Genomic DNA, 20,717 nt, shown 5'->3' on the forward strand with positions numbered 1-20,717 from the left:
GGCCGCAACAAGGACCACGGGTGCGGGCGTCGTCCACACCACCGCACCGGGCCCCGGGTCCGGCTTCTACTATGACGTGGACATCTGAGCGGACGGATTCCGTGCCCGTCACCGCCGGCAGCGGCCCGGCCGGGCGGCCGGAAAGAACTGGGGGGACCTGGCGTGGGCTTCATGGACCGCGTACGCGGCGAATTCATCGACATCATCGAGTGGACCGACGACAGCCGGGACACTCTCGTCTGGCGCTTCCCGCGCTACGAGAACGAGATCAAGATGGGCGCCAAGCTCATCGTGCGCGAGTCGCAGGCCGCCGTCTTCGTCAACCAGGGCCGGATCGCGGACGTCTTCGCGCCGGGCATGTACGAGCTCCAGACGGGCAACCTGCCGATCCTGGCGACGCTCCAGGGCTGGAAGTACGGCTTCCACTCGCCGTTCAAGGCGGAGGTCTACTTCGTCACCACCCGGCAGTTCACGGACCTGAAGTGGGGCACCCAGAACCCGGTCACGGTGCGGGACCCGGAGTTCGGCATGGTGCGGCTGCGGGCCTTCGGCGGCTACGCGACGCGGGTGACCGACCCGGCCCGGCTGATCACCGAACTCGCCGGCACCGACCCGCAGTTCCGCACCGAAGAGGTCGAGGAGTACCTGCGGCAGCTGATCGTGGGGCGGCTCGGCACGCTGCTGGCCGGCGCGGGCATCCCGATGCTCGACCTCGCCGCGCGCCAGGCCGAGCTGGGCGACCGGCTGGCCAAGGCGCTGACCGACGAGCTGGCGCCGTCGCACGGCCTGTCCATCCCGAAGTTCGTCATCGAGAACATCTCGCTGCCGCCCGAGGTCGAGCAGGCCATCGACGCCCGCAGCCGCATGGGCATCCTCGGGAACGTCGACAACTACGCGCGCCTCCAGGCGGCAGACGCAATCCGGGACGCGGCGAACAACCCGGGCGGCGCCGGGGAGGGCATCGGCCTGGGGCTGGGCATGGCCGCCGGGCAGCAGATGGCGCAGGCGTTCGCGCCCCAGCAGGGCCGGCAGCCGCAGCAGCCCGCCGCTCCGGCGCCCGGCGGCGCGGCCGCCCCGCCGCCGCTGCCCGGCCAGCAGCAGTACCAGTGGCATGTGGCCGTGAACGGGCAGCAGCAGGGCCCGTACGACCACGCCACGTTCACCGGGCACATCGAGTCGGGTGCGATCCGGTCCGGCATGCTCGTCTGGCGCGAGGGAATGGCGGCGTGGCAGCCGGTGGAGAACGTGCCCGAGCTCGCCTCGTACTTCCGCGCCACCCCGCCGCCGCTGCCGCCGCAGGTCTGACCCACGCCAGGAGGCCGTGTCCCCGTGAGCTACCAGCCGTATCAGCCGCAGCAGCCCTACCAGCCCCAGCAGCCGTATCCGCAGCAGCCTCAGCCCTATCCGCAGCAGCAGCCCTATCCACAACAGCCTCAGCCGCCGTACCAGCAGCAGCCGCCTCAGCAGCCGTACCCGCCGCAGGTGCCCCAACAGCCGTACCCGCAGCAGGCGCCGCAGCCGCCGCAGCCGCCGCAGTCCTCCCCGCAGCCGCCCCCGCCGCCGTACCAGCAGCAGCCGTATCAACAGCAGCCGCCTCAGCAGCAGTCCGGCCAGGCTCCGCAGCAGCCCGAGCAGCCGCAGTCCTACGCGTGCCCGAGCTGCGGTTCCACCGCCGAGTACGCCCCGGGGACGAACTCCCTGCGCTGCCCGAACTGCCGCTTCGAGCAGCCCATCGCCCCCGTCAACCGCGAGGTGCGGGAGCACGCCTGGGAGGAGCTGGCGTCCCTGGCGCCCAAGCCGACGGCGGCCGGCGGCCAGGTGCTCAAGTGCCCCGGCTGCGGCGCGACCAACGAGACCAGCGCGCTCTCCGGCCGGTGCCAGTTCTGCGCCACGCCCATGGTCGCCTCGGCCGCCGCCGACCGGATCGTTCCCGAGGGCCTGGTGCCCTTCCGGGTCGACAAGCGCGCCGTGCACGACAATCTGGGCAAGTGGGCCAAATCCCGCTGGTTCGCGCCGAACAGCCTCAAGAAGGTGAACACGGCGGAGACCCTGCACGGGACGTACGTACCGCACTGGACGTACGACGCCGCGACCACGTCCTCCTACCGCGGCGAGCGCGGCGAGGAGTACACCGTCGGGAGCGGCGACGACAAGGAGACCAAGGTCCGCTGGTACCACGTCGGCGGCACGGTCAACCGGTTCTTCGACGACGTCCTGGTCCCCGGCGTCGGACACGTCTCGCAGGAACGCCTGGAGGCCCTGGAGCCCTGGCCGCTGAAGCAGGCGGTGGCGTACCAGGAGGCGTACCTGGCGGGCTTCCGGACGCTGCGGTACGAGGTGGAGCCGGAGGCCGGCTTCGAGACCGCCCGGCAGAAGATGGCCAAGGTCATCGACAAGGACGTCCGGAAGGACATCGGCGGCGACCGGCAGCGGGTGCACTCGGTCGACACGTCCTACGGGTCGGTGACGTACAAGCTCCTGCTGCTCCCGGTGTGGTTCGCGTCCTACGTCTACAACGGCAAGCAGTGGCAGGTGATGGTCAACGCCGAGACCGGCGAGGTGACCGGCGACCGCCCCTACAGCCCCGTGAAGATCGCCTTCGCCGTGCTGCTGCTGGCGGTGGTGGTGGTGACCCTCGCGGTCGTCTTCGGCCGCCACCACCACTGACGGACCGCCACCACCACTGACGGACCGGCGCCGCGCCGGGCCCGGCGCCGCCGAGGAGCCCCACCGCAGTGCGGCGAGGCTCCCGGTCGCGGCGCGGGCCGCTACGCGAAGGTCAGCGTGGCGGGTCCCGACTGGCTGGCCACTCCCGTGCCGCGGCATGCGGTGGGACTCAGGCGCGGGGGACTGCGAAGCCATTAGGCGCTGTTCTCAGTCAAGTTGGCCAACGGTCGCCCCTATGACAGCTGGTCCAGGGCGATTTGGGACACGGGGTGGGCGACGCTGCTGGAGTTCGCGTCGAAGTCGTTGCCGGAAGGCGTGTAGGTCGCCGTCGAGTTACGCGGCCCGTCCGGGCCGGAGTGCGTATTGCCGTCCGGCCCGGTGTAGGTGCCGGCCTGGATGCTGAGCGACACCACGTACGGGTTCGTGAACGCCGGCGGCACCGTGACCTGGACGATGTCGTAGTCGGCGAAGTCCTGGTGCTGGTGGATGAACGTCCCCCCGGGAGGCAGGGTGGAGACGTGGTAGTACGGCCCGACGAGGAGGCACAGCTTGGAGGTTGCCGTGGTGGGCAGGCTGCCCCCGGTGAGGTTGTTGAACAGCTGGAACTGCGTCACGTTGGGGGTCTGCGTGCCGAGCAGCGTGGCCGTGGAGTGCACGAAGTAGAGGTCCACCGGGTTGGACCCGGGGGGAGGCGTCGAGGGCTGCGCCGGGACCACCGCGGCTAGCGCCCCCATGCTCCGCGACAGGTCGGTACAGAGGTCGTTGCCGGTCGGCACCGCGTTCACCGCGCCATTGGGCATCTGGGCGGGCAGCGGGCTGTTGGTCGGCAGGCAGAGGTTGAGCCCGATGTTCACCGAGGTCTTCTCGCCCCCGTGGTGGTGGTCCTGGTCCGTGTAGCGCAGGATTTGCGGACAGGCGCAGTCGCTGGGTGTGGCGAGGGCCGTGATCGCGTGGCCGGCCGGCTGGACCCCGTTCCACCGCGTGAACGGCGGAAGAGCGACGGTCACCTGCACCGGCGAGGTGGTGTCGTTGGGGGAGAAATTCCCGTCGGTGATCGTCAATATGCCGGTCGGCGAGGTCGAGGTGGAGAACTGGGCCGTCGTCGACCCGACAAAGAGGCTGACCAGATTCGCTGTCATTGCCGTACTCCTCCCGAGGTGTGGACGCGACGCGGGCCCCGAGCGCGCTCCCGTCATGCCGGCAGCTCGCCCTACCGGCCCGCCGTTTCGCACCGTAGGACCGTTTTTCAGCCACCGTGAGGCGCGCGGGCGTGGCGCCCGGAGCAGGTCCGCGGCGCGCCTGCCTGGTCACACACCCCACACGGCAGCCGGCGCCACCCGCACTCTCCCGCTGCGACAGCGGGGAGAGCCACTCTCACCTTTGAAGGGCTGGAGACAATCGGTACTGTGCAATGCATGGAACCTGACATTGCAGGTAAGCCCGTCGCCGGCAAAGCGGCGAGCCAGCTCCGCAAGGGGGTACTGGAGTACTGCGTGCTCGCGATCCTGCGTGAGGGCCCGCGCTACGGCGTGGAGCTGCTCGAAACCCTCGGCGCGGTCAACGTCATGGTCACGAGCCAGGGGACCATCTATCCCCTGCTGTCGCGGTTGCGCCGTGACGGGCTGGTGGAGACCCGCTGGCAGGAGTCCCCCAGCGGGCCGCCCCGGCGCTACTACGAGCTGACACCGCCGGGGCATGCGGCACTGAAGGAGTTCGCCGCGATCTGGCCGCACTTCCGTGACGCGGTCGACCACTTCATCACCGACTAGCAGGAGGCCAGGAGACCACCATGACGATCACCGACCACCCGCTGGTGAAGAAGTACCTGGCCGCCGTGGCACGGGAAACGGCCGACCTGAGCCCGGAACGCCGCAACGAGCTGCTGGCCGACCTGGAGGAACACATAGCGGTGGCCCTCGCGGAGGAGTCGGCCTCCGGCGACGACGAGATCCGCGCCGTCCTCGCACGCCTCGGCGACCCGCGCACGATCGCGGTCACCGCCCTCGGCGAGGAGCCCCCGGCTCCGCAAACCGGCCGAGGACGCACCCTCGCCCTGCTGGGACTGCTGGCGGTGTCCGGCCCTCTGACGGTCTTCGAGGTCCTGCTGGGCCTCCCCGTCCTGATCGGCGCGCTCTGGTGGCTGTGGACCGCGCCGCAGTGGCGCAACCGCGACAAGGCGATCGGGACGGCGGCCGCCCTCGTGCCACTGCTGTTCGTGGTGGCGCAGTTCGTGGTCCCCAGGGGCATGCTGAACTTCGGGCTCGGAGTGTTCATCCCGGTCCTCCTGGCCGTCCCGCTGTTCCCGGCCGCCGTCGACGTCCATCTGCTGCGTACGGCGAGCCGCCCGGCGTAACAGGGGCTTACCTGCTGCCGGTTACCACCACCCACACACCCGACGCGCCCCTCACCCCCCACCAGCAAGAGGAGAGAACGATGCACCCGCAGCTCGCACACCAGATAGCCCTCGCCCCTACGGGCACCATCATGATCGCCTGCGCAGGAGCCGCTGTGGCCCTTGGCGCTCTCGCGTTCTTCTTCGGCGCTCTGCTCAGCATCGTCAGGTCCGACCTCACCGGCGGGATGAAGCTGGTCTGGCTCGTCTTCGCCTTGGTGGCCCCCTTCCTCGGGTGCCTGCTCTGGTTCCTCGTCGGCCGCCGCGACGCCCAGCGCCGGCCAGGCGTCGCCTGAGGGCCCAAGCGCCCTGAAGCCCTTGGAAAGAGCGGCCGGTTTGTGCCGAGCCCACGGAGGAACGGGTCCGGCGCCCCCCTGCGGCTAGCCGTCCTCCGCCCGCTGGGTCACCGGGGCCTCGGTGCGGTCGCCCAGGAACTCGTACCAGCGGCGCCGCAGGCAGACGTACCGCGTGTCCGCTTCGACGAGTCTCAGGAACGCGGTCACGGTCTCCGCCAGGCGCTGCTGGAGCCCCGAGTCGGCGAGCGAACCGTCCTCGGTGAAGCTCTCGTAGGACCTGGCGAGGCTGAACATGTCCGGGTAGACGCGCGTGCCCAGGTGTTCCAGCGGGATCCGCAGCGACCACAGCCCCCGGTTGCCGCCCACCATCGAGGGGGACGCGGACATCAGCAGCACCTGCTTGGTCTTGAACGGCTGCGGCCGGATGCGGGAGACCCAGTCGATGGCGTTCTTGAGCACTCCGGGCACGGAGGCGTTGTACTCGGGGGAGGAGATCACGAGCGCGTCGCTCTCCTCCATCCGCCGGTGCAGCGCGAGGGCGCCCGCGGGCAGCCCCTCGGCGGTCTCGACGTCGCCGTCGTACAGGGGCATGTCGAAGTCGCGCATCGTCGCGAGATCGACGGTGGCGCCGGTGTCGGCGACCATCCGGGCAGCGAGCGAGGCGAGGCGCGCGTTGCTCGACTCGGCGCGCAGGGCGGCGCCGAAGACGAGCACACGCAGCGGTCCGGGCCGGGTCCCGTCGGCCATGGCCAGGTCCTTCCTGCTCGCGGATTCCCGCGAGCAGTCTGGTCCGGGCGCGGCGGCCCCGCGACAGGACGTGGGCCTTCCGGGCGTCTCCTGGGAGCACCGGCAGCGTCGCCCCGGTCGCGGGCGTCCGACCACCCCAACGACCGAAGCCTCCAGGCAGCGAACCCCAAGACCAGTAGGGCGTTCGGCTCGCGCACGTCGGCACGAGCCTCGCGCCGAGGCGCCCCGTCCGCAGCGTCCGCGCAGTCCGCGGCGGTCCGCTCGGGCGCCGCTCAATCAACCCAGCTCAGTGGGTCTCAGCAGGTCATAGGCCATTTCCTGGTCCGCCCGCTCAGGACGCCATCAACAGCGGTGCGCCCTCGCGCCACTTGAGGATCTTGTCGAAGCTGACCACCGCGCCGCGCCGGCCCGTGCGGTTGCGGTACTGGACGTGGTCGGTGAGTGCCTCGATCAGAAAGAGCCCCCGGCCGTCCTCGGCGTAACCGGGGGCCTGCGCGGGGGCTGGGACGGTGACCTGCGGCAGTGCGCGGTCCGCGGTGGTATGGGGCGGGGCGCCGTGGAAACCGGGGCCGGAGTCGGTGACCTCGATACGACAGGTGTCGCCGTCGATGTAGGCGGTGACGCGGTAGTCGTCGGTGGCGTCGCCGCCGTGCTCGACGGCGTTGGCGCACGCCTCGGAAAGGGCTACCGAGAGGTCGTAACAGATGTCCGGGTCGACGCCGGCGGTCTCCATCGCGCCCAGCAGCAACCGCCGGGCGAGCGGCACACTCGCGGGCTCACGCCGCAGATGGAGGGTCCACCAGATGCTCATCGCTCCTGCCTCCTGGCCACGGCTCGACATACCGATACGTATTGCCGGGCCGCAAGGTCGGTAAGCATCTCCGGGACGTGATGCCGCTCATTCGGCGGATGCGAAGAGTGAGCGCACAGGTGTAGGCGAGGTGCCGGGTGCACGCCTCCGCGCGCCCGCCCCGGGACTCCGGACGCCCCTGGTGGGCGCCCCGTGACCCGGCCCGCGCCGTAGCCGGTGAAACCCTGCCGTACGCGGCGAAGAGGGGCAGTGGGATGATGGCGGCCGCCATGACTGCCCCCTCCGTCCCCACAGCGCGGGCGGCCGCCGATCTGCGGCTGCTCCGGGCCGCGGTGTTCACCGCGGCCTGCGTCATGCTGTCCGCGGCCGGGCACATGGCCGCGTCGTGGGCCGCGGTCCCGCTGTGGACGCTGGGGCTGGCCGCGGTCGCGGTGTTCGCGGTGGCGGTCCCGCTGGCCGGCCGGGAGCGCTCGCTGCCCGGTATCGCGGCCGGCCTGGCCGTCGGCCAACTGGCGCTGCACACGCTCTTCTCGATGGGCCAGCACCCGATGCCGGTGCTCTCCGCACAGACATCGCAGGCGTCGCAGCCGTCCGGCCTCTCGGACCAGGCGGTGGTCGCGCTGGCCCGGCACATGACGTGCGGGCTGGACGGCGTCCGTCTAGACGGCGGCACGGCGCGGCAGCTGATCGGCCCCGGCGGGATGGACCTGGCCGGGAGCGCCGGGCTGGCCGGAGGAGTCAGCGGAGCCGGCGGGCACCCGATGAGCGGTGCCGGCGCCCCGATGATGGCGCACTGCCTGGCGCCGTCGCTGCCCATGCTGCTCGGGCACCTGCTCGCCGCGGTCGGCCTCGGCTGGCTGCTGCGGCGCGGCGAGGCGGCCCTGTGGCGGCTGGTGCGGCTGTCCGCCCCGGCGGCGCGCGAGCTCGCGGCGCGGGCGCTGGTCGGCGCGGTGCGCCGGTCGCTCGCGCTGGTGCGGGTACTGCTCACGGCGCTCGGCGCGGCACAGGAGGAGGGGCGGCGCGCCCCCTCGGCATGCGGCGACGGGCCCGGCCCCCGGGATCCGGCGCTCCACCACAGCGTCGTACGGCGCGGCCCGCCGGTCGCCGGCCGGCTCGGCCTCCTGGCCACCGCGGTCTGACCCCACGCGCAGCACGCTCCCGGAGAAGAACGGGACGGACGGCGGCGCGCGGCGGCAGCGTGCGCGGGCCCGGCCAGGGCCGTACCGCCATCCCACCCCGCAGTCGTTCACCCCTCCCTCCGTCTCCCCATGGAGCGTTTCACCATGACCAAGAAGTCCGGTATGTCAGAGATTTCGGTCGGCACACCGTCACCTTCGTCCGCGTCCTCGGCACCCTCGTCGTCCTCGTCGTCCGCGCGGCGGCTGGTCCGCCGGCTCCCCGTCCTCGGCGGGATCGCGGCCGGCAGCGTGCTGCTGCTGGCCGGTCCGGCCTTCGCGCACGTCACCGTGCAGCCGGGCACCGCGCCCAAGGGCGGCTTCGCCACCGTCGACATCAAGGTGCCCAACGAGCGCGACAACGCCTCGACGGTGAAGGTCGAGGTCTCCCTGCCGACCGACCGTCCGCTGGCGTCCGTCATGCCGGAGCCGGTGCCCGGCTGGAAGGTGGACGTGACCAAGTCCAAGCTCGCCAAGCCCCTGGAGATGGAGGGCGAGAAGATCGACGAGGCCCCCTCGAAGATCACCTGGACCGCGGAGGACAAGGGCATCGCGCCCGGCCAGTTCCAGCAGTTCCCGCTCTCCGTCGGCAAACTGCCCAGCGACACCGACCAGCTGGTCTTCAAGGCCCTCCAGACGTACTCCGACAACCAGGTCGTGCGCTGGATCGAGCCGACCAAGCCGGGTGGCCCGGAGCCGGAGAACCCGGCGCCGGTGCTCAAGCTGACCGCGGCCGACGCCCAGGGCAGCGGCGACGCGTCCGGCGACGGCAAGAACGGCGCCCGGGGCGACACCGCGGCCGCCGCGCCGGCCACCGGCGACACCACCGCGCGGGTGCTGGGCGTGGCCGGGATCGTCGTCGGCATCGCCGGCGTCGCCTTCGGCGTACTGGCCGGCCGGCGCCGCGGCGCCTGACCGCGCCCCACCACCGGACCCGGCCGGACCGGCGCACCCCACGCACCGGTCCGGCACCCCCGGTACGACCTTCCCGACCGACGCTCTCCACGGGCGTCCCGACGAGCACACCCCGAACCCCGTACACCCATCGGCCACGCGCCACGGAAAGACACGGAAAGACCGGGACACACCCATGCACCGAAGGAAACTCCTGATGTCCGGCCTGGGGGCGGCGGCCGCCCTCGGCCTCACCCTGACCGCCTGCGACAGCGGCGGCGGCGACCAGCCCGCCGCCGTGGTCTCCGGCGGGACGGCGGCCAAGCCGATCGTCACCCTCGACAACCCGATGGAGAAGCCGGACCTCACGCTGACCGACGCGGACGGCAAGCCCTACGACCTGCTGGAGAAGACCAAGGGCCACCCGACCCTGATCTACTTCGGCTACACCAACTGCCCGGACGTCTGCCCGACCACGATGGCCAACATCGCGGTGGCCGTGAAGCAGCTGCCGGCGGCCGAACGCAGCGATCTGCGGGTGGTCTTCGTGACCTCCGACCCCGAACGCGACACCCCGGCCCAGCTCAAGAAGTGGCTCGGCGGCATCAACAAGGACTTCATCGGGCTCACCGGCCCGTTCCAGAAGATCCAGCAGGCCGCCCGCGGCGTGAACATCGGCATCGAGGCGCCGGTCAAGAAGAAGAACGGCGACGTGGTCTCCACCCACGGCGCCCAGGTCCTCCTCAGCTCCCCCAAGGACGACAAGATCCACTGGATGGGGCTGCAGGAGGCCACCGCAGACAACTACACCACCGCACTTCCGAAGATCATCAAGGGACAGAACCCGTGAACCGCCGCACCACCCCCCCGCGCCCCGCTCGCCACCCCCACCCCCGTCAGCGGCCGAATAGCCCCCGTCAGCCGCCGCATAGCCGTCGGCTCCGCGCTCGCTCTGGCCGCCGGCCTCACCCTGGCGGGCTGCGGCGGCGCGGACGGCAAGCCTCAGCTCTCGGTCAGCGACGCGTACATGCCGCAGCCGATCACCGACGGCATGGCCGGCGCCTACTTCGTGGTCAAGAACAGCGGCGGCACCGCCGACAAGCTGACCTCGGTCACCAGCGAGCTGTCCAAGGACATCTCCATCCACAAGACCACCGGCAACAAGATGGAGCGGGTCGACTCCCTGCCGGTGCCCGCCAACGGCGAGCTCAAGCTCAGCGCCGGCGGCAACCACGTGATGTTCATGGGCCTGAGCCACAAGCCCACCGCGGGCCAGAAGGTCACCGTCGAGCTGCACTTCGCCACCGCCGACCCGGTCAAGGTCGACATCCCCGTGAAGCCGGCCGACTACCGGCCGGGAAAGTGACGGCCGCCGCATCCCCGCGGACGCCGTGACGGGACGGGCCCCGGCGGGCCCGGTGGAGGAAACGGACACCTGATGCCAACCGGAAGGAGAGCGCACACCATGGCCCTCACCGGCACCCGGCCGCGACGGCTGCTGGTCGTCCTGGCCGTGCTGTTCGGCGCGCTGGCCGCGGGCATCGCCCCGGCGAGCGCGCACGCCGCACTGACCGGCAGCGATCCCGCGCCGGGCGCGGTCGTGGCGCACGCGCCCGAACAGGTCGCGCTCACCTTCTCCGAGGGCGTGGCCATGGGCGACGACTCGCTGCGCGTCCTGGACCCGCACGGCAAGCGGGTGGACCGCGGCAAGCTGCGCGACCTGTGCAGCGGCACCGTCGTCAAGTACGCGGCGGGGCTGCCGCCGGGGCTCGCCGACGGGACGTACACCGTCGCCTGGCAGGCGGTCTCGGCGGACAGCCACCCGGTGTCCGGTGCCTTCACCTTCTCCATCGGGGCGCCGTCCAGGACGACCGCCGCCGTCCCCCAGCAGCAGGCCGGCGGCGGCCTGGTGGGCGCGCTCTACGAGATCGCCCGCTACCTCGCCTACGCCGGGTTCGTGCTGCTGGCGGGCGGGGCGGCGTTCGTGCCGGCGTGCCGGCCGGCCGCCGCCCGGGTGCGGTCGGTGCAGCGTCTGGTGGTCCGCGGCTGGGCGCTGCTGACCGGCGCCACGCTGGCGATGCTGCTGCTGCGCACCCCGTACACCGGCTCCGGGAAGCTCGCCGACGTCCTCGATCTCGGCGGGCTCCAGCAGATGCTGCTGACCAAGCCTGGCGCGGCGCTGCTCTGCCGGCTGCTGCTGCTCGCGGCGGCGGCGCTGTTCGTGGCGGTGCTCTTCGGGGCGTACGCCCGGGCGCACGCCGCGGACGCGACGGAAGCCCCGGACGCCCCGGACGCCGCGGCATCGGCGGACGCGGACGCCGAAGCCGCCGAAGCCGTCAAGCGGCGCGGCGCCCTCACCCTCGGGCTCGCCGTCGGCGGGGTGGTGGTCGCCGCCGGGCTCGCCACCACCTGGGCGGTCGCCGAGCACGCCTCGACCGGGTTGCAGCCGGCCGTCGCCATGCCCGTCGACGTCCTGCACCTGCTCGCGGTCGCCGCCTGGCTCGGCGGGCTGGCGGCGCTGCTGGTGTCCCTCTACTCGGGCCCGGCGGTCGAACGGACCGCCGTCCGCCGCTTCTCCCGGATCGCCTTCGGCTCCGTCCTGGTCCTGGTCGCCACCGGTACGTACCAGTCCTGGCGACAGGTCGGCTCCTGGCACGCGCTGACCGACACCACCTACGGGCGGCTGCTGCTGCTCAAGGTGGGGCTGGTGCTGGTCATGGTGGCCGTCGCGGGCCTCTCCCGCCGGTGGACGGGCCGGCTGACGACCACCGACGCGACGGCGGCCCGTACGGAGCGGCAGCAGCCGGAACCCGCTGCCGCCCTCGCCTCCGGCTCCGGCTCCACGTCCGGGACCGGTTCCGGTTCCGCCCCCGCCGACCCCACCAGGGCCGCCCAACTGGCCCGGCAGCGGGCCGCGTTGGCCACCGCCCGTAAGAAGCGGGTCCGGGACGCCGACCCGGTGCGGCGGGGGCTGCGGCGGTCCGTTCTGGCCGAGGCCGGTATCGCGGTGGTGCTGCTCGCGGTGACCACCGCGCTGACCACCACCGAACCGGCCCGCACCGAGGAGGCCGTCAAGGCCACCACCGCCGGCCGGGCCACCGACGCCAACCAGCCGCGGGTGCTGACCGTCCCGTTCGACACCGGCGGCCCGGGCGGCAAGGGCACCGCCCGCCTCGACCTCGACCCGGGGCACAGCGGCGGCGGCAACGAGCTGCGGCTGCGGATCGCCGACCCGTCGGGCAAGGCCCGCGACATCCCCGAGGTGAAGGTCTCCTTCACGCTCGGCGCGAAGAAGCTGGGGCCGCTCCCGGTGGCGCTGCGCCACAGCGGGACCGGCCACTGGACCGCGAGCGGCGTCCAACTCCCGGTCCCCGGGCGGTGGCAGCTCGCACTGCTCGTCCGGACCTCAGACTTCGACCAGGTGACCGAGACCAGGAACGTGACAATCAACTGATGAGCAAGCAGCTGGACACCACGGCCGCGGCCCCGGACGAGCTCCCCGCCGCGGACGGCACCACCCCGGAACTCTCCCGCCGCCGGCTCCTCGGGACCGTCGGCGCGGCCGGCGCCGCCGGGCTGGTCCTCGGCGGGGCCGGCGGCGCCCTCGGCGCCACGGCCGCGCAGGACGACGCCCCGGAGGCACTGAGCACGATCGGATCGACCGAGGTGGCGTTCCGGACGGCGGGCGCCAGGCACCAGGCGGGCATCACCACGCCGTTGCAGGCCAGCGGCCACCTCGTCGCCTTCGACCTGGCGCCCGGCGCCGGCCGCAAGGAGGCCGCCGCCCTGCTGCGCCGCTGGTCGCGGACGGCCCAGGAGCTGATGGCCGGGCGCACCCCGGACGCCGACACCGGCGTGGCGCTGGACGCCGGCCCGTCCTCGCTGACCGTCACCTTCGGCCTGGGCCACAGCTTCTTCGACCGGACCGGCCTGACCGCCCGCCGCCCGATCCAGCTCGACCCGCTGCCGGACTTCTCCGCCGACGCCCTGGACCCCAGGCGCTCCGACGGCGACCTGTGGGTCCAGATCGGCGCCGACGACGCGCTGGTCGCCTTCCACGCGCTGCGCACGCTCCAGAAGGAGGCGGCGGACACCGCCCGGCTGCGCTGGCAGATGAACGGCTTCAACCGCACCCCGGGCGCCACCGCGCACCCGATGACCGCCCGCAACCTCATGGGCCAGGTCGACGGCACCAACAACCCCAAGCCGTCCGACCCGGACTTCGACCGGCGGATCTTCGTCGGCGCGGACGCGCAGCAGGAGTGGATGCGCGGCGGTTCCTACGCGGTGGTGCGTCGGATCCGGATGCTGCTGGACGACTGGGAGAAGCGCTCCCGGACCGAGCAGGAGCGGGTCATAGGCCGGCGCAAGGACAACGGCGCCCCGCTGACCGGCGGCACCGAGACCACCCCGATGAAGCTGGACGCCACCGGCCCCGACGGGCTCCCGGTGATCCCCGTCAACGCGCACGCCCGGATCGCCGCCCCGGAGGCCAACCAGGGCGCGGCGATGCTGCGCCGCCCGTTCTCCTTCCACGACGGCTTCCGCGAGGACGGCGCCCCGGACGCCGGGCTGCTCTTCGTCTGCTGGCAGGCCGACCCGCTGCGCGCCTTCACCCAGATCCAGCGGAAGCTGGACCGCGGCGACGCGCTCTCGCCGTTCCTGCGCCACGAGGCCAGCGGCCTGTACGCGGTGCCGCCGGCCCCGTCGTCCGGTGACTACGTGGCCCAGCCGCTGCTGGAGGGCTGACGTCCGGCGGCGGGCGACCACTCCGCGGAACGCGTCCGCCCGCCGCCGGACCGCTCGGTATCGTGACAAGGGCAGGGCGGAAGACGGCGGGGCGCTCCCGCAGGCAGGTGAGGGAGTCCACGGATGTCGGTCAGTCGCTATACCTATCTCGGTCCCGCGGGCACGTTCACGGAGGCCGCGCTGCGCACCCTCCCCGAGGCGGCGACCCGCGAGCTGGTCCCGATGGTCTCGGTGCCCGCCGCCCTGGACGCCGTACGGGCCGGCGAGGCCGCGGCCGCGCTGGTGCCGATCGAGAACTCCGTCGAGGGCGGGGTGACCACCACCCTCGACGAACTGGCCGCCGGCGAACCGCTGATGATCTACCGCGAGGTGCTGCTGCCGATCGTCTTCGCGCTCCTGGTGCGCCCGGGGACGGCGCTGGCCGACGTGAAGACGGTGACCGGCCACCCGGTCGCCCAGCCCCAGGTCCGCAAGTGGCTCTCGACCCAACTCCCGGACGCCGTCTGGGAGTCGGCGGCCTCCAACGCCGACGGGGCGCGGCTGGTCCAGGAGGGCCGCTACGACGGCGCGTTCGCCGGCGAGTTCGCGGCCGCCACCTACGGCCTGGAGACGCTGGTCTCCGACATCCACGACGCACAGAACGCCACCACCCGCTTCGTCCTGGTCGGCCGCCCGGCCCGGCCTGCGGCGCCCACCGGCGCGGACAAGACCTCGGTGGTGCTGTGGCTGGCCGCCGACCACCCGGGCGCGCTGCTGGAGCTGCTCCAGGAGTACGCGGTCCGCGGGGTCAACATGATGCGGATCGAGTCCCGGCCGACGGGCGAGGGCATCGGCCGTTACTGCTTCTCGGTGGACTGCGAGGGCCATGTCACCGATCGCCGGGTGGGCGAGGTCCTGATGGGCCTCAAGCGGATCTGCCGCGAGGTGCGGTTCCTCGGCTCGTATCCGCGAGCGGACGAGGTGACCGCGAACGTGCGCCCGCAGGTGACGGACACGGCGTTCACCGAGGCGTCGGACTGGCTGGCGCGCTGCCTGGACGGCCGGGGCTGAGTCCAGCCGACGGTCGCTCCGGTCGCCGGTCGTTCAGATCACGGGCGGTGACCTGGGCCTTCGGCTGGGCCGGCGGCGTAGGTCCGAAGCGCCGTCCGGCCGCCTCTCCCGCTGCCCTCTCCGGTTGTCCACAAAGTTATCCACAGGCCCGCTTCTCGACCTGTGGGTAAGTCGACATGGGAGCCGGACAGAGTCGACATATCCCTCTAGTGACCCCACACCCATCCACAGTCCCCCAGTGTGGATCACCTCGGACGTCGTCAGCACAATTCCCGCGATCAATCCTTTAGGGCGAGGTAATCCCACACGAAAGAGTGCGTGAACGTGGTTTGGGCCGAGAATCCATAGGTGAGCATTTCGGACGCAGAATGATCAATTCCGGCTTCCACAGATCTCACACACAGCCTGTGGATAAGAATCCCCGCCCTCTCCGGCCTGTGGACAACCCGGGGGACAGCCCCCAGGACAGGCCACCGAACCCCGGAAACGCCCGCCGCGAATGCCCCTTTCGCGCACGCCCCGGAAATTCCGCAGGACCTTACGATGCGTCACGGTGGCCGCCTCGCGGGAGTCGCGGAACCCGATTCCCCGCAACGGAATAAATGACCCCAAATCGGGCATGTGGCCGTAGCCGCGAATATCACGTCGAGTGCCGGCCGCCGCCCCCGGTAGCCTGGTGGGGTGATTGACCTTCGACTGCTCCGTGAGGACCCCGACCGTGTGCGCGCCTCCCAGCGCGCCCGTGGAGAGGACGTCGCGCTCGTCGACGCACTGCTCTCCGCCGACGAGCGGCGCAGGTCGTCCGGCGTCCGCTTCGACGAGCTGCGCGCCGAGCAGAAGGCGCTCGGCAAGCTCATCCCCAAGGCCGGCGCCGACGAGAAGGCCGAGCTGCTGAAGAAGGCCGGCGAGTTGGCCGCCGCCGTCAAGGCCGCCGACGCCGAGCAGGACCAGGCCAAGGAGGAGACCCAGGCACTGCTGCGCAAGCTCGGCAACATCGTCCACCCCGACGTCCCGGTGGGCGGCGAGGACGACTTCACCGTCCTGGAGACGCACGGCACCGTCCGCGACTTCGCCGCCGAGGGCTTCACGCCCAAGGACCACCTGGAGATCGGCGAACTGCTCGGCGCCATCGACGTCGAGCGCGGCGCCAAGGTCTCCGGCTCGCGCTTCTACTACCTCACCGGCGTCGGCGCCCTGCTGGAGCTCGCGCTGGTCAACGCCGCCATCGCGCAGGCCACCGAGGCCGGCTTCACGCCGATGCTGACCCCGACCCTGGTCCGCCCGCGCGCCATGGAGGGCACCGGCTTCCTCGGCCAGGCCGCCGAGAACGTCTACTACCTGGAGCGCGACGACTACTACCTCGTCGGCACCTCCGAGGTCCCGCTCGCCGCGTACCACATGGACGAGATCGTCGACGCCGAGCAGCTGCCGCTGCGCTACGCCGGCTTCTCGCCGTGCTACCGCCGCGAGGCCGGCACCTACGGCAAGGACACCCGGGGCATCTTCCGGGTCCACCAGTTCGACAAGGTGGAGATGTTCTCCTACGTCGCGCCGGAGGACGCCGAGGCCGAGCACCAGCGGCTGCTGGAGTGGGAGAAGCAGTGGCTGACGGGCCTGGAGCTGCCGTTCCAGGTGATCGACGTCGCCACCGGCGACCTGGGCGCCTCCGCCTCCCGCAAGTTCGACTGCGAGGCGTGGATCCCGACCCAGGGCAAGTACCGCGAGCTGACCTCGGCGTCCAACTGCAACGAGTTCCAGGCCCGCCGGCTCTCGGTCCGGATGCGGGAGACCACCGACGGCAAGCCGAAGGTCCGCCCGCTGGCGACGCTCAACGGCACGCTCTGCGCCGTCCCGCGGACCATCGTGGCGCTCCTGGAGAACCACCAGCTGCCGGACGGCTCGGTCCGCGTCCCCGAGGTGCTCCGCCCGTACCTGGGCGGCCGTGAGCTGCTGGAGCCCGTCGCCAAGTGACTTCCCCGGCCCCGGCGGGTTCGCCGCTGCCCTACAAGCTCATCGCAACGGACCTCGACGGGACGCTGCTGCGCCACGACGAGTCCGTCTCCGAGCGCACCCGCCGGGCGCTCGCCGCGGCCACCGCGGCGGGCGCGGCGCACATCGTCGTCACCGGCCGCGCCGTGCCCTGGACCCGGCACATCCTCGACGCCCTGGACTACCACGGCCTGGCGGTGTGCGGACAGGGCGCACAGGTCTACCACGCCGGTGAGCGGCGGCTGTTGACGTCGGTGACGCTCGACCGGCAGCTGGCCGGCCTCGCGCTGTCCAAGATCGAGGCCGAGGTCGGCCCGCTCCACCTGGCGGCGAGCCGGGACGGCCTGGCCGGCGAGGTGCTGGTCGGCCCGGGCTACCAGGTTCAGGAGGGCCCGCTGCCCAGCCTGCCGCTCGACGACCCCGACGAGCTGTGGTCCGCCCCGCTCAACAAGGTCTACATCCAGCACCCGGCGCTGGACGACGACGAGCTGGCCCGGGCCGCCCGCCAGGTCGCCGGCGACCTCGTCGGCGTGATGGTCGCCGGGCCGCGGATCGTCGAACTGCTGCCGCTCGGCCTGACCAAGGCCACCGGGCTGTCGCTGGCCGCCCGCCGGCTGGGCATCACCGCCAAGGAGACCGTGGCGTTCGGCGACATGCCCAACGACGTGCCGATGTTCGGCTGGGCCGCGCATGGTGTGGCGATGGCCAACGCGCACGACGAACTCAAGGCCGTCGCCGACGAGGTCACCGCCTCCAACGAGGACGACGGCGTCGCGGTGGTGCTGGAGCGGCTCTACTCCTGACGCCTCCCGGGCGGCGGCCCCGGCCGGTCCGCGCCGCCGCCCGCATCCGGCGCGCCGCCGCCCGCCTCGTCATCCGCTCCGTCGTCATCCGTCGCAGCGTCGTCCCGCTCGTCCTCGTCGTCCGGTGCCAGGCGCCACGCCGGGGTCAGCGGCCAGGCCGCGAAGCCCAGCGCCAGCGCTATGGCGTGGCCGAAGTCCGTGAAGGTCGCCCCGGTCGCCAGCGGCACCCCGAAGAACGCCAGCAGGCCGACGAGATAGCCGTAGCGCCAGGGCGGGCGCAGCCGGTAGGTCAGCACCCCGGCCGCGGCGGCCAGGCCGTAGGAGACGCCGATGTCCACGACATGGGTCATCGAGCGCGGCAGCCGGTGGCCCTCGATGGCCAGCAGCACCAGCTCCTGACTGGCCAGGGTGGCCGCGACATGCGCCGCGCCGACCGTCAGCAGCCAGCGCCAACTGCCCATCCACCGCTCGACGTTGGCGTGCACCAGCTCGAACATCACCACATAGAGCAGGAACGACCCCGGCTTCTCGATCCAGAATCCGCTGATCAGCAGCGAGGGCACCGGATGCTCGTTCAGCTCGTGGATGTTGCTGCTGGTGCGGTGCAGCAGGAACTGCTCCAGCCCCTCGGAGGCCGAGGCGATCACCAGGCTGGTGATGCCGATGATCAGCAGCCAGATGTGCGTCCCGGGCGTGGACCGCACCCAGTCCCAGAGCCAGGTCCTCGCCCGGTCCGCCAGGACCCGGGGTGGCGGCGGCTTCATCGGCGGCTCCTCGTGGCGGTGGGGCCGAGCGTGAGATACGGGCCCGGCCCCTTGATGTGCCGGATACGGGGCGAGCTCTCCATGGTCCGTACCCCTGGCAGTGCCGCGACCCGGGTCGTCAGATAGGTGTAGAGCGCGCCGGTGTCCCGGCACAGGACCGACGCGAAGAGGTTGTTCGGGCCGGTGGTGGCACCGGCGAAGGCGACCTCCGGGTGGGCCGCCAACGCCTCGCCGGTGGCGGCGAGTTCGGCGGGCGCCACCGACAGCCACAGTGCCACCATCACCCCGAAGCCGAACTGCCGCATGTCGTAGTCGACGTCGTAGTAGAGGACGCCGTCCGCCCGCAGCGTCTCCAGGCGGCGGCGGACGGTGGTGGGCGACCAGCCGGTGACCGCGGCGAGTTCGGCGAGCGGGGCCCGGCCGTCCCGGCCGAGCGCCTCGAACAGCCGCCGGTCGGCGTCGGAGAGCTCCACCGGCTCGGACGGCCGCCGGGGCGCCGGCGGGCTCAGCCGGGCGGCCTCCTCGGCGGTCAGCGCACCGGACTTGCTGATCATGCTCTGCGGTCCGCCGTAGAACTCGTGCAGCAGGCAGTGCGCGGCCACCCCGACCACGCTCGGGGTGCGCGGCAGCTTCTGGAGCAGCAGCGCGTCACTGTGCTCACTGCTCGCCGACCGGCAGATCGCGGAGATCTCGGTGCCGCCGGACATCATGCTGACCCAGGAGGTGTCCGGGCGGCGGGCCAGCGCCTCGGCGACGGTCAGCGCGGCGTCCGGCGCGCACTGCACCCGCACCAGCCACTCCACCTCGCCCAGCGCCCGCGGCTCGGCCAGCCCCAGCACCCGGAACCCGCCGGAGCCGCGGTGCCGGGCGTAGCGCCGGGCGACGGTCTGGTCGGAGACGCCGAGGACGGCGGCGATCCGGCTGAAGGGGGCCCGGCCGTCGGTCTGGAGGGCGTGGATCAGCCGTCGGTCGAGTGCGTCGAAGGCCGCGGGCCGGCCCGCGGTTCCGTCGGTTTTCACCTGATTCTTCCAAGAGGCCCCAGGGCTCAGCCCGGGGAGGCAGGGGCCCCTGGAGCGGAGCCGCGCAGTGGCGTAGTTCCCTTCGGGCATGTTATGGCCTCAACTTGCTCTCCATGACCGGCAGTTAATAGGTTTTTTCGTGTGAAAATTGTCATGCAGGTGAAGTTACTGCCGGGGTCTGCATATGACGCGGATGCCCTGGCGGCGCCCCTGCGTGCCTGCAACCGGGCCGCGAACCGGGTCTCGGAGGTAGCGTTCGGTACGGGCAAGGTGCGACGCGACGCGTTGCAGAAAGAGACCTACTACGCACTCAAGGCCGATTTCGACCTTGGCGCGCAGCCCGCGGTCCGCACGATCAAGAAGGTCTGCGACGCGTACGCCACCCTCAAGGGCAACATCAAGGCCGGTCACCTGTCGGGGAAAGCACGGCGTAAGGCCGAGTCCAAGCCGATCCGGTTTCGTCAGGATGCGGCGCAGCCCTACGACGACCGGATCCTGACCTGGAATCTCGACCAGCGGACCGTGTCGATCTGGACGGTCGCCGGCCGCATCAAGCGCGTGCCCTTCGTCTGCTCAAACGAGGCGATGAAGCTCCTGGCCTCGCGCAAAGGTGAGTCCGACCTGGTGATGCGAGACGGCGCGTTCTTCCTGATCGCGACAATCGACGTGGAAGAACCGCCGGTGTATGAGCCGGATGGCTGGCTCGGCGTGGATCTTGGGATCGTGAACATTGCCACGACCAGCGACGGCGCAGTTCTCGCCGGCCGTCGCCTGAACCGCTACCGCAAGCGCCAGCGTGACCTGCGCCGCAAGCTGCAAGCCAAACAGACCAAGTCTGCCAAACGTCGACTCAAGGCGATCCGGCGCCGCGAGGCCCGGCACGCCGCCAACGAAAACCACAAGATCGCCAAGAAGCTCGTAACAACCGCTGAACGCACCTCGCGCGGGATCGCCCTGGAAGATTTGAAGGGCATCCGGCAGAGGGTTACGGCCCAGATAGACCAGCGGGCACGACTGCACTCGTGGGCCTTCGCCCAGCTCGGCGCGTTCGTCGAGTACAAAGCCAAGCGGGACGGTGTGCCCGTGGTCCATGTGGACCCGCGCAACACTTCCCGCCAGTGCTCCGAGTGCCGGCATACCCACCGCACCAACCGGGTGTCCCAAGCATGGTTCGCCTGCCGCTCCTGCGGAGTGGTCATGAACGCGGACCTCAACGGCTCCCGCAACATCGCTCAACGGGCCGATGCTGTGTGGCAGCGGGGCAACGTCAACTGCCCCAGCGTCGCCCCCACAGGCACGTAGGACGCAGGCGTCCCGCCGAAGCCATCGGCGGGAACGACTTGCAATCAACGCCCAGGACC

General features: G+C 71.9%; 20 protein-coding genes. 15 read left to right on the forward strand and 5 right to left on the reverse strand.

The window, feature by feature from the left end:
* The first annotated feature begins 171 nt into the window (after positions 1-171).
* Positions 172-1,305 carry an SPFH domain-containing protein gene (locus ACRAS8_RS17425; protein WP_438486951.1) on the forward strand — a complete coding sequence of 378 codons (1,134 nt, stop codon included), beginning with the start codon at positions 172-174 and terminating at the stop codon, positions 1,303-1,305.
* A 24-nt stretch (positions 1,306-1,329) separates the two neighbouring features.
* Positions 1,330-2,667: a hypothetical protein gene (locus ACRAS8_RS17430; RefSeq protein WP_438486952.1), complete on the forward strand. Its 1,338-nt coding sequence runs from the start codon at positions 1,330-1,332 to the stop codon at positions 2,665-2,667.
* A gap of 233 nt (positions 2,668-2,900) precedes the next feature.
* Here the strand turns inward: ACRAS8_RS17430 and ACRAS8_RS17435 are convergent, their stop codons facing one another.
* Positions 2,901-3,806: a hypothetical protein gene (locus ACRAS8_RS17435; RefSeq protein ID WP_438486953.1), complete on the reverse strand. Its 906-nt coding sequence runs from the start codon at positions 3,804-3,806 to the stop codon at positions 2,901-2,903.
* Positions 3,807-4,082: 276 nt separating this feature from the next.
* Here ACRAS8_RS17435 and ACRAS8_RS17440 point away from each other — a divergent pair, with 276 nt between their 5' ends.
* The 3 genes from ACRAS8_RS17440 to ACRAS8_RS17450 all read left to right on the forward strand — a co-directional run bounded on the left by ACRAS8_RS17440 (position 4,083) and on the right by ACRAS8_RS17450 (position 5,355).
* Positions 4,083-4,436, forward strand: coding sequence for a PadR family transcriptional regulator (locus ACRAS8_RS17440; protein WP_438486954.1), 354 nt, complete (start codon positions 4,083-4,085; stop codon positions 4,434-4,436).
* 20 nt (positions 4,437-4,456) lie between these two features.
* Positions 4,457-5,020 carry an HAAS signaling domain-containing protein gene (locus ACRAS8_RS17445; RefSeq protein WP_438486955.1) on the forward strand — a complete coding sequence of 188 codons (564 nt, stop codon included), beginning with the start codon at positions 4,457-4,459 and terminating at the stop codon, positions 5,018-5,020.
* 80 nt (positions 5,021-5,100) lie between these two features.
* A complete protein-coding gene (locus ACRAS8_RS17450) occupies positions 5,101-5,355 on the forward strand; it encodes a PLD nuclease N-terminal domain-containing protein (RefSeq protein ID WP_438486956.1) in 255 nt (84 codons plus the stop codon).
* 84 nt (positions 5,356-5,439) lie between these two features.
* Here ACRAS8_RS17450 and ACRAS8_RS17455 read toward each other — a convergent pair whose 3' ends face one another.
* Positions 5,440-6,102, reverse strand: a complete 663-nt coding sequence (locus ACRAS8_RS17455; protein ID WP_438486957.1) for an NADPH-dependent FMN reductase — start codon at positions 6,100-6,102, stop codon at positions 5,440-5,442.
* A gap of 331 nt (positions 6,103-6,433) precedes the next feature.
* On the reverse strand, positions 6,434-6,913 hold the full coding sequence (locus ACRAS8_RS17460) for an ATP-binding protein (RefSeq protein ID WP_438486958.1): 480 nt from the start codon (positions 6,911-6,913) through the stop codon (positions 6,434-6,436).
* Between the two features lie 269 nt (positions 6,914-7,182).
* On the opposite strand from ACRAS8_RS17460, the gene ACRAS8_RS17465 reads away from it, so the two are divergent.
* The 9 genes from ACRAS8_RS17465 to ACRAS8_RS17505 all read left to right on the forward strand — a co-directional run bounded on the left by ACRAS8_RS17465 (position 7,183) and on the right by ACRAS8_RS17505 (position 17,573).
* The gene (locus tag ACRAS8_RS17465; RefSeq protein ID WP_438486959.1) at positions 7,183-8,052 is read left to right on the forward strand and encodes a hypothetical protein; all 870 of its coding nucleotides are present in this window, start codon (positions 7,183-7,185) and stop codon (positions 8,050-8,052) included.
* A 144-nt stretch (positions 8,053-8,196) separates the two neighbouring features.
* Positions 8,197-9,003 (forward strand): YcnI family copper-binding membrane protein, encoded by an 807-nt coding sequence (locus tag ACRAS8_RS17470; RefSeq protein WP_438486960.1) that lies wholly within the window; start codon positions 8,197-8,199, stop codon positions 9,001-9,003.
* Positions 9,004-9,178: 175 nt separating this feature from the next.
* On the forward strand, positions 9,179-9,832 hold the full coding sequence (locus tag ACRAS8_RS17475; protein ID WP_438486961.1) for an SCO family protein: 654 nt from the start codon (positions 9,179-9,181) through the stop codon (positions 9,830-9,832).
* 57 nt (positions 9,833-9,889) lie between these two features.
* Positions 9,890-10,348 carry a copper chaperone PCu(A)C gene (locus tag ACRAS8_RS17480; RefSeq protein ID WP_438490516.1) on the forward strand — a complete coding sequence of 153 codons (459 nt, stop codon included), beginning with the start codon at positions 9,890-9,892 and terminating at the stop codon, positions 10,346-10,348.
* Positions 10,349-10,447: 99 nt separating this feature from the next.
* The gene (locus ACRAS8_RS17485; RefSeq protein ID WP_438486962.1) at positions 10,448-12,436 is read left to right on the forward strand and encodes a copper resistance CopC/CopD family protein; all 1,989 of its coding nucleotides are present in this window, start codon (positions 10,448-10,450) and stop codon (positions 12,434-12,436) included.
* Positions 12,436-13,731, forward strand: coding sequence for an iron uptake transporter deferrochelatase/peroxidase subunit (gene efeB / locus ACRAS8_RS17490; RefSeq protein ID WP_438486963.1), 1,296 nt, complete (start codon positions 12,436-12,438; stop codon positions 13,729-13,731). The genes ACRAS8_RS17485 and efeB overlap by 1 nt, the downstream gene beginning before the upstream one ends.
* Before the next feature lie 123 nt (positions 13,732-13,854).
* Positions 13,855-14,781, forward strand: a complete 927-nt coding sequence (gene pheA / locus ACRAS8_RS17495) for a prephenate dehydratase (protein WP_438486964.1) — start codon at positions 13,855-13,857, stop codon at positions 14,779-14,781.
* A 681-nt stretch (positions 14,782-15,462) separates the two neighbouring features.
* Entirely contained in the window at positions 15,463-16,752 is a 1,290-nt protein-coding gene (gene serS, locus ACRAS8_RS17500; protein ID WP_438486965.1) for a serine--tRNA ligase, read from the forward strand.
* A complete protein-coding gene (locus ACRAS8_RS17505; protein WP_438486966.1) occupies positions 16,749-17,573 on the forward strand; it encodes an HAD family hydrolase in 825 nt (274 codons plus the stop codon). Before serS ends, ACRAS8_RS17505 begins: the two co-directional genes overlap by 4 nt.
* On the opposite strand, the gene ACRAS8_RS17510 is transcribed toward ACRAS8_RS17505, so the two are convergent.
* Positions 17,564-18,337, reverse strand: coding sequence for a rhomboid-like protein (locus tag ACRAS8_RS17510; protein WP_438486967.1), 774 nt, complete (start codon positions 18,335-18,337; stop codon positions 17,564-17,566). The genes ACRAS8_RS17505 and ACRAS8_RS17510 overlap by 10 nt on opposite strands.
* Complete coding sequence (locus ACRAS8_RS17515; RefSeq protein WP_438486968.1) at positions 18,334-19,356, reverse strand: Lrp/AsnC family transcriptional regulator; 1,023 nt, start codon at positions 19,354-19,356, stop codon at positions 18,334-18,336. Before ACRAS8_RS17515 ends, ACRAS8_RS17510 begins: the two co-directional genes overlap by 4 nt.
* A 141-nt stretch (positions 19,357-19,497) precedes the next feature.
* Between ACRAS8_RS17515 and ACRAS8_RS17520 the strand changes: the two genes are divergently transcribed.
* Positions 19,498-20,658 (forward strand): RNA-guided endonuclease InsQ/TnpB family protein, encoded by a 1,161-nt coding sequence (locus ACRAS8_RS17520; protein ID WP_438486969.1) that lies wholly within the window; start codon positions 19,498-19,500, stop codon positions 20,656-20,658.
* Positions 20,659-20,717: the final 59 nt, after the last annotated feature.

It is taken from the genome of Streptomyces sp. S186 (assembly GCF_051603415.1).
Classification (GTDB): Bacteria; Actinomycetota; Actinomycetes; order Streptomycetales; family Streptomycetaceae; genus Streptomyces.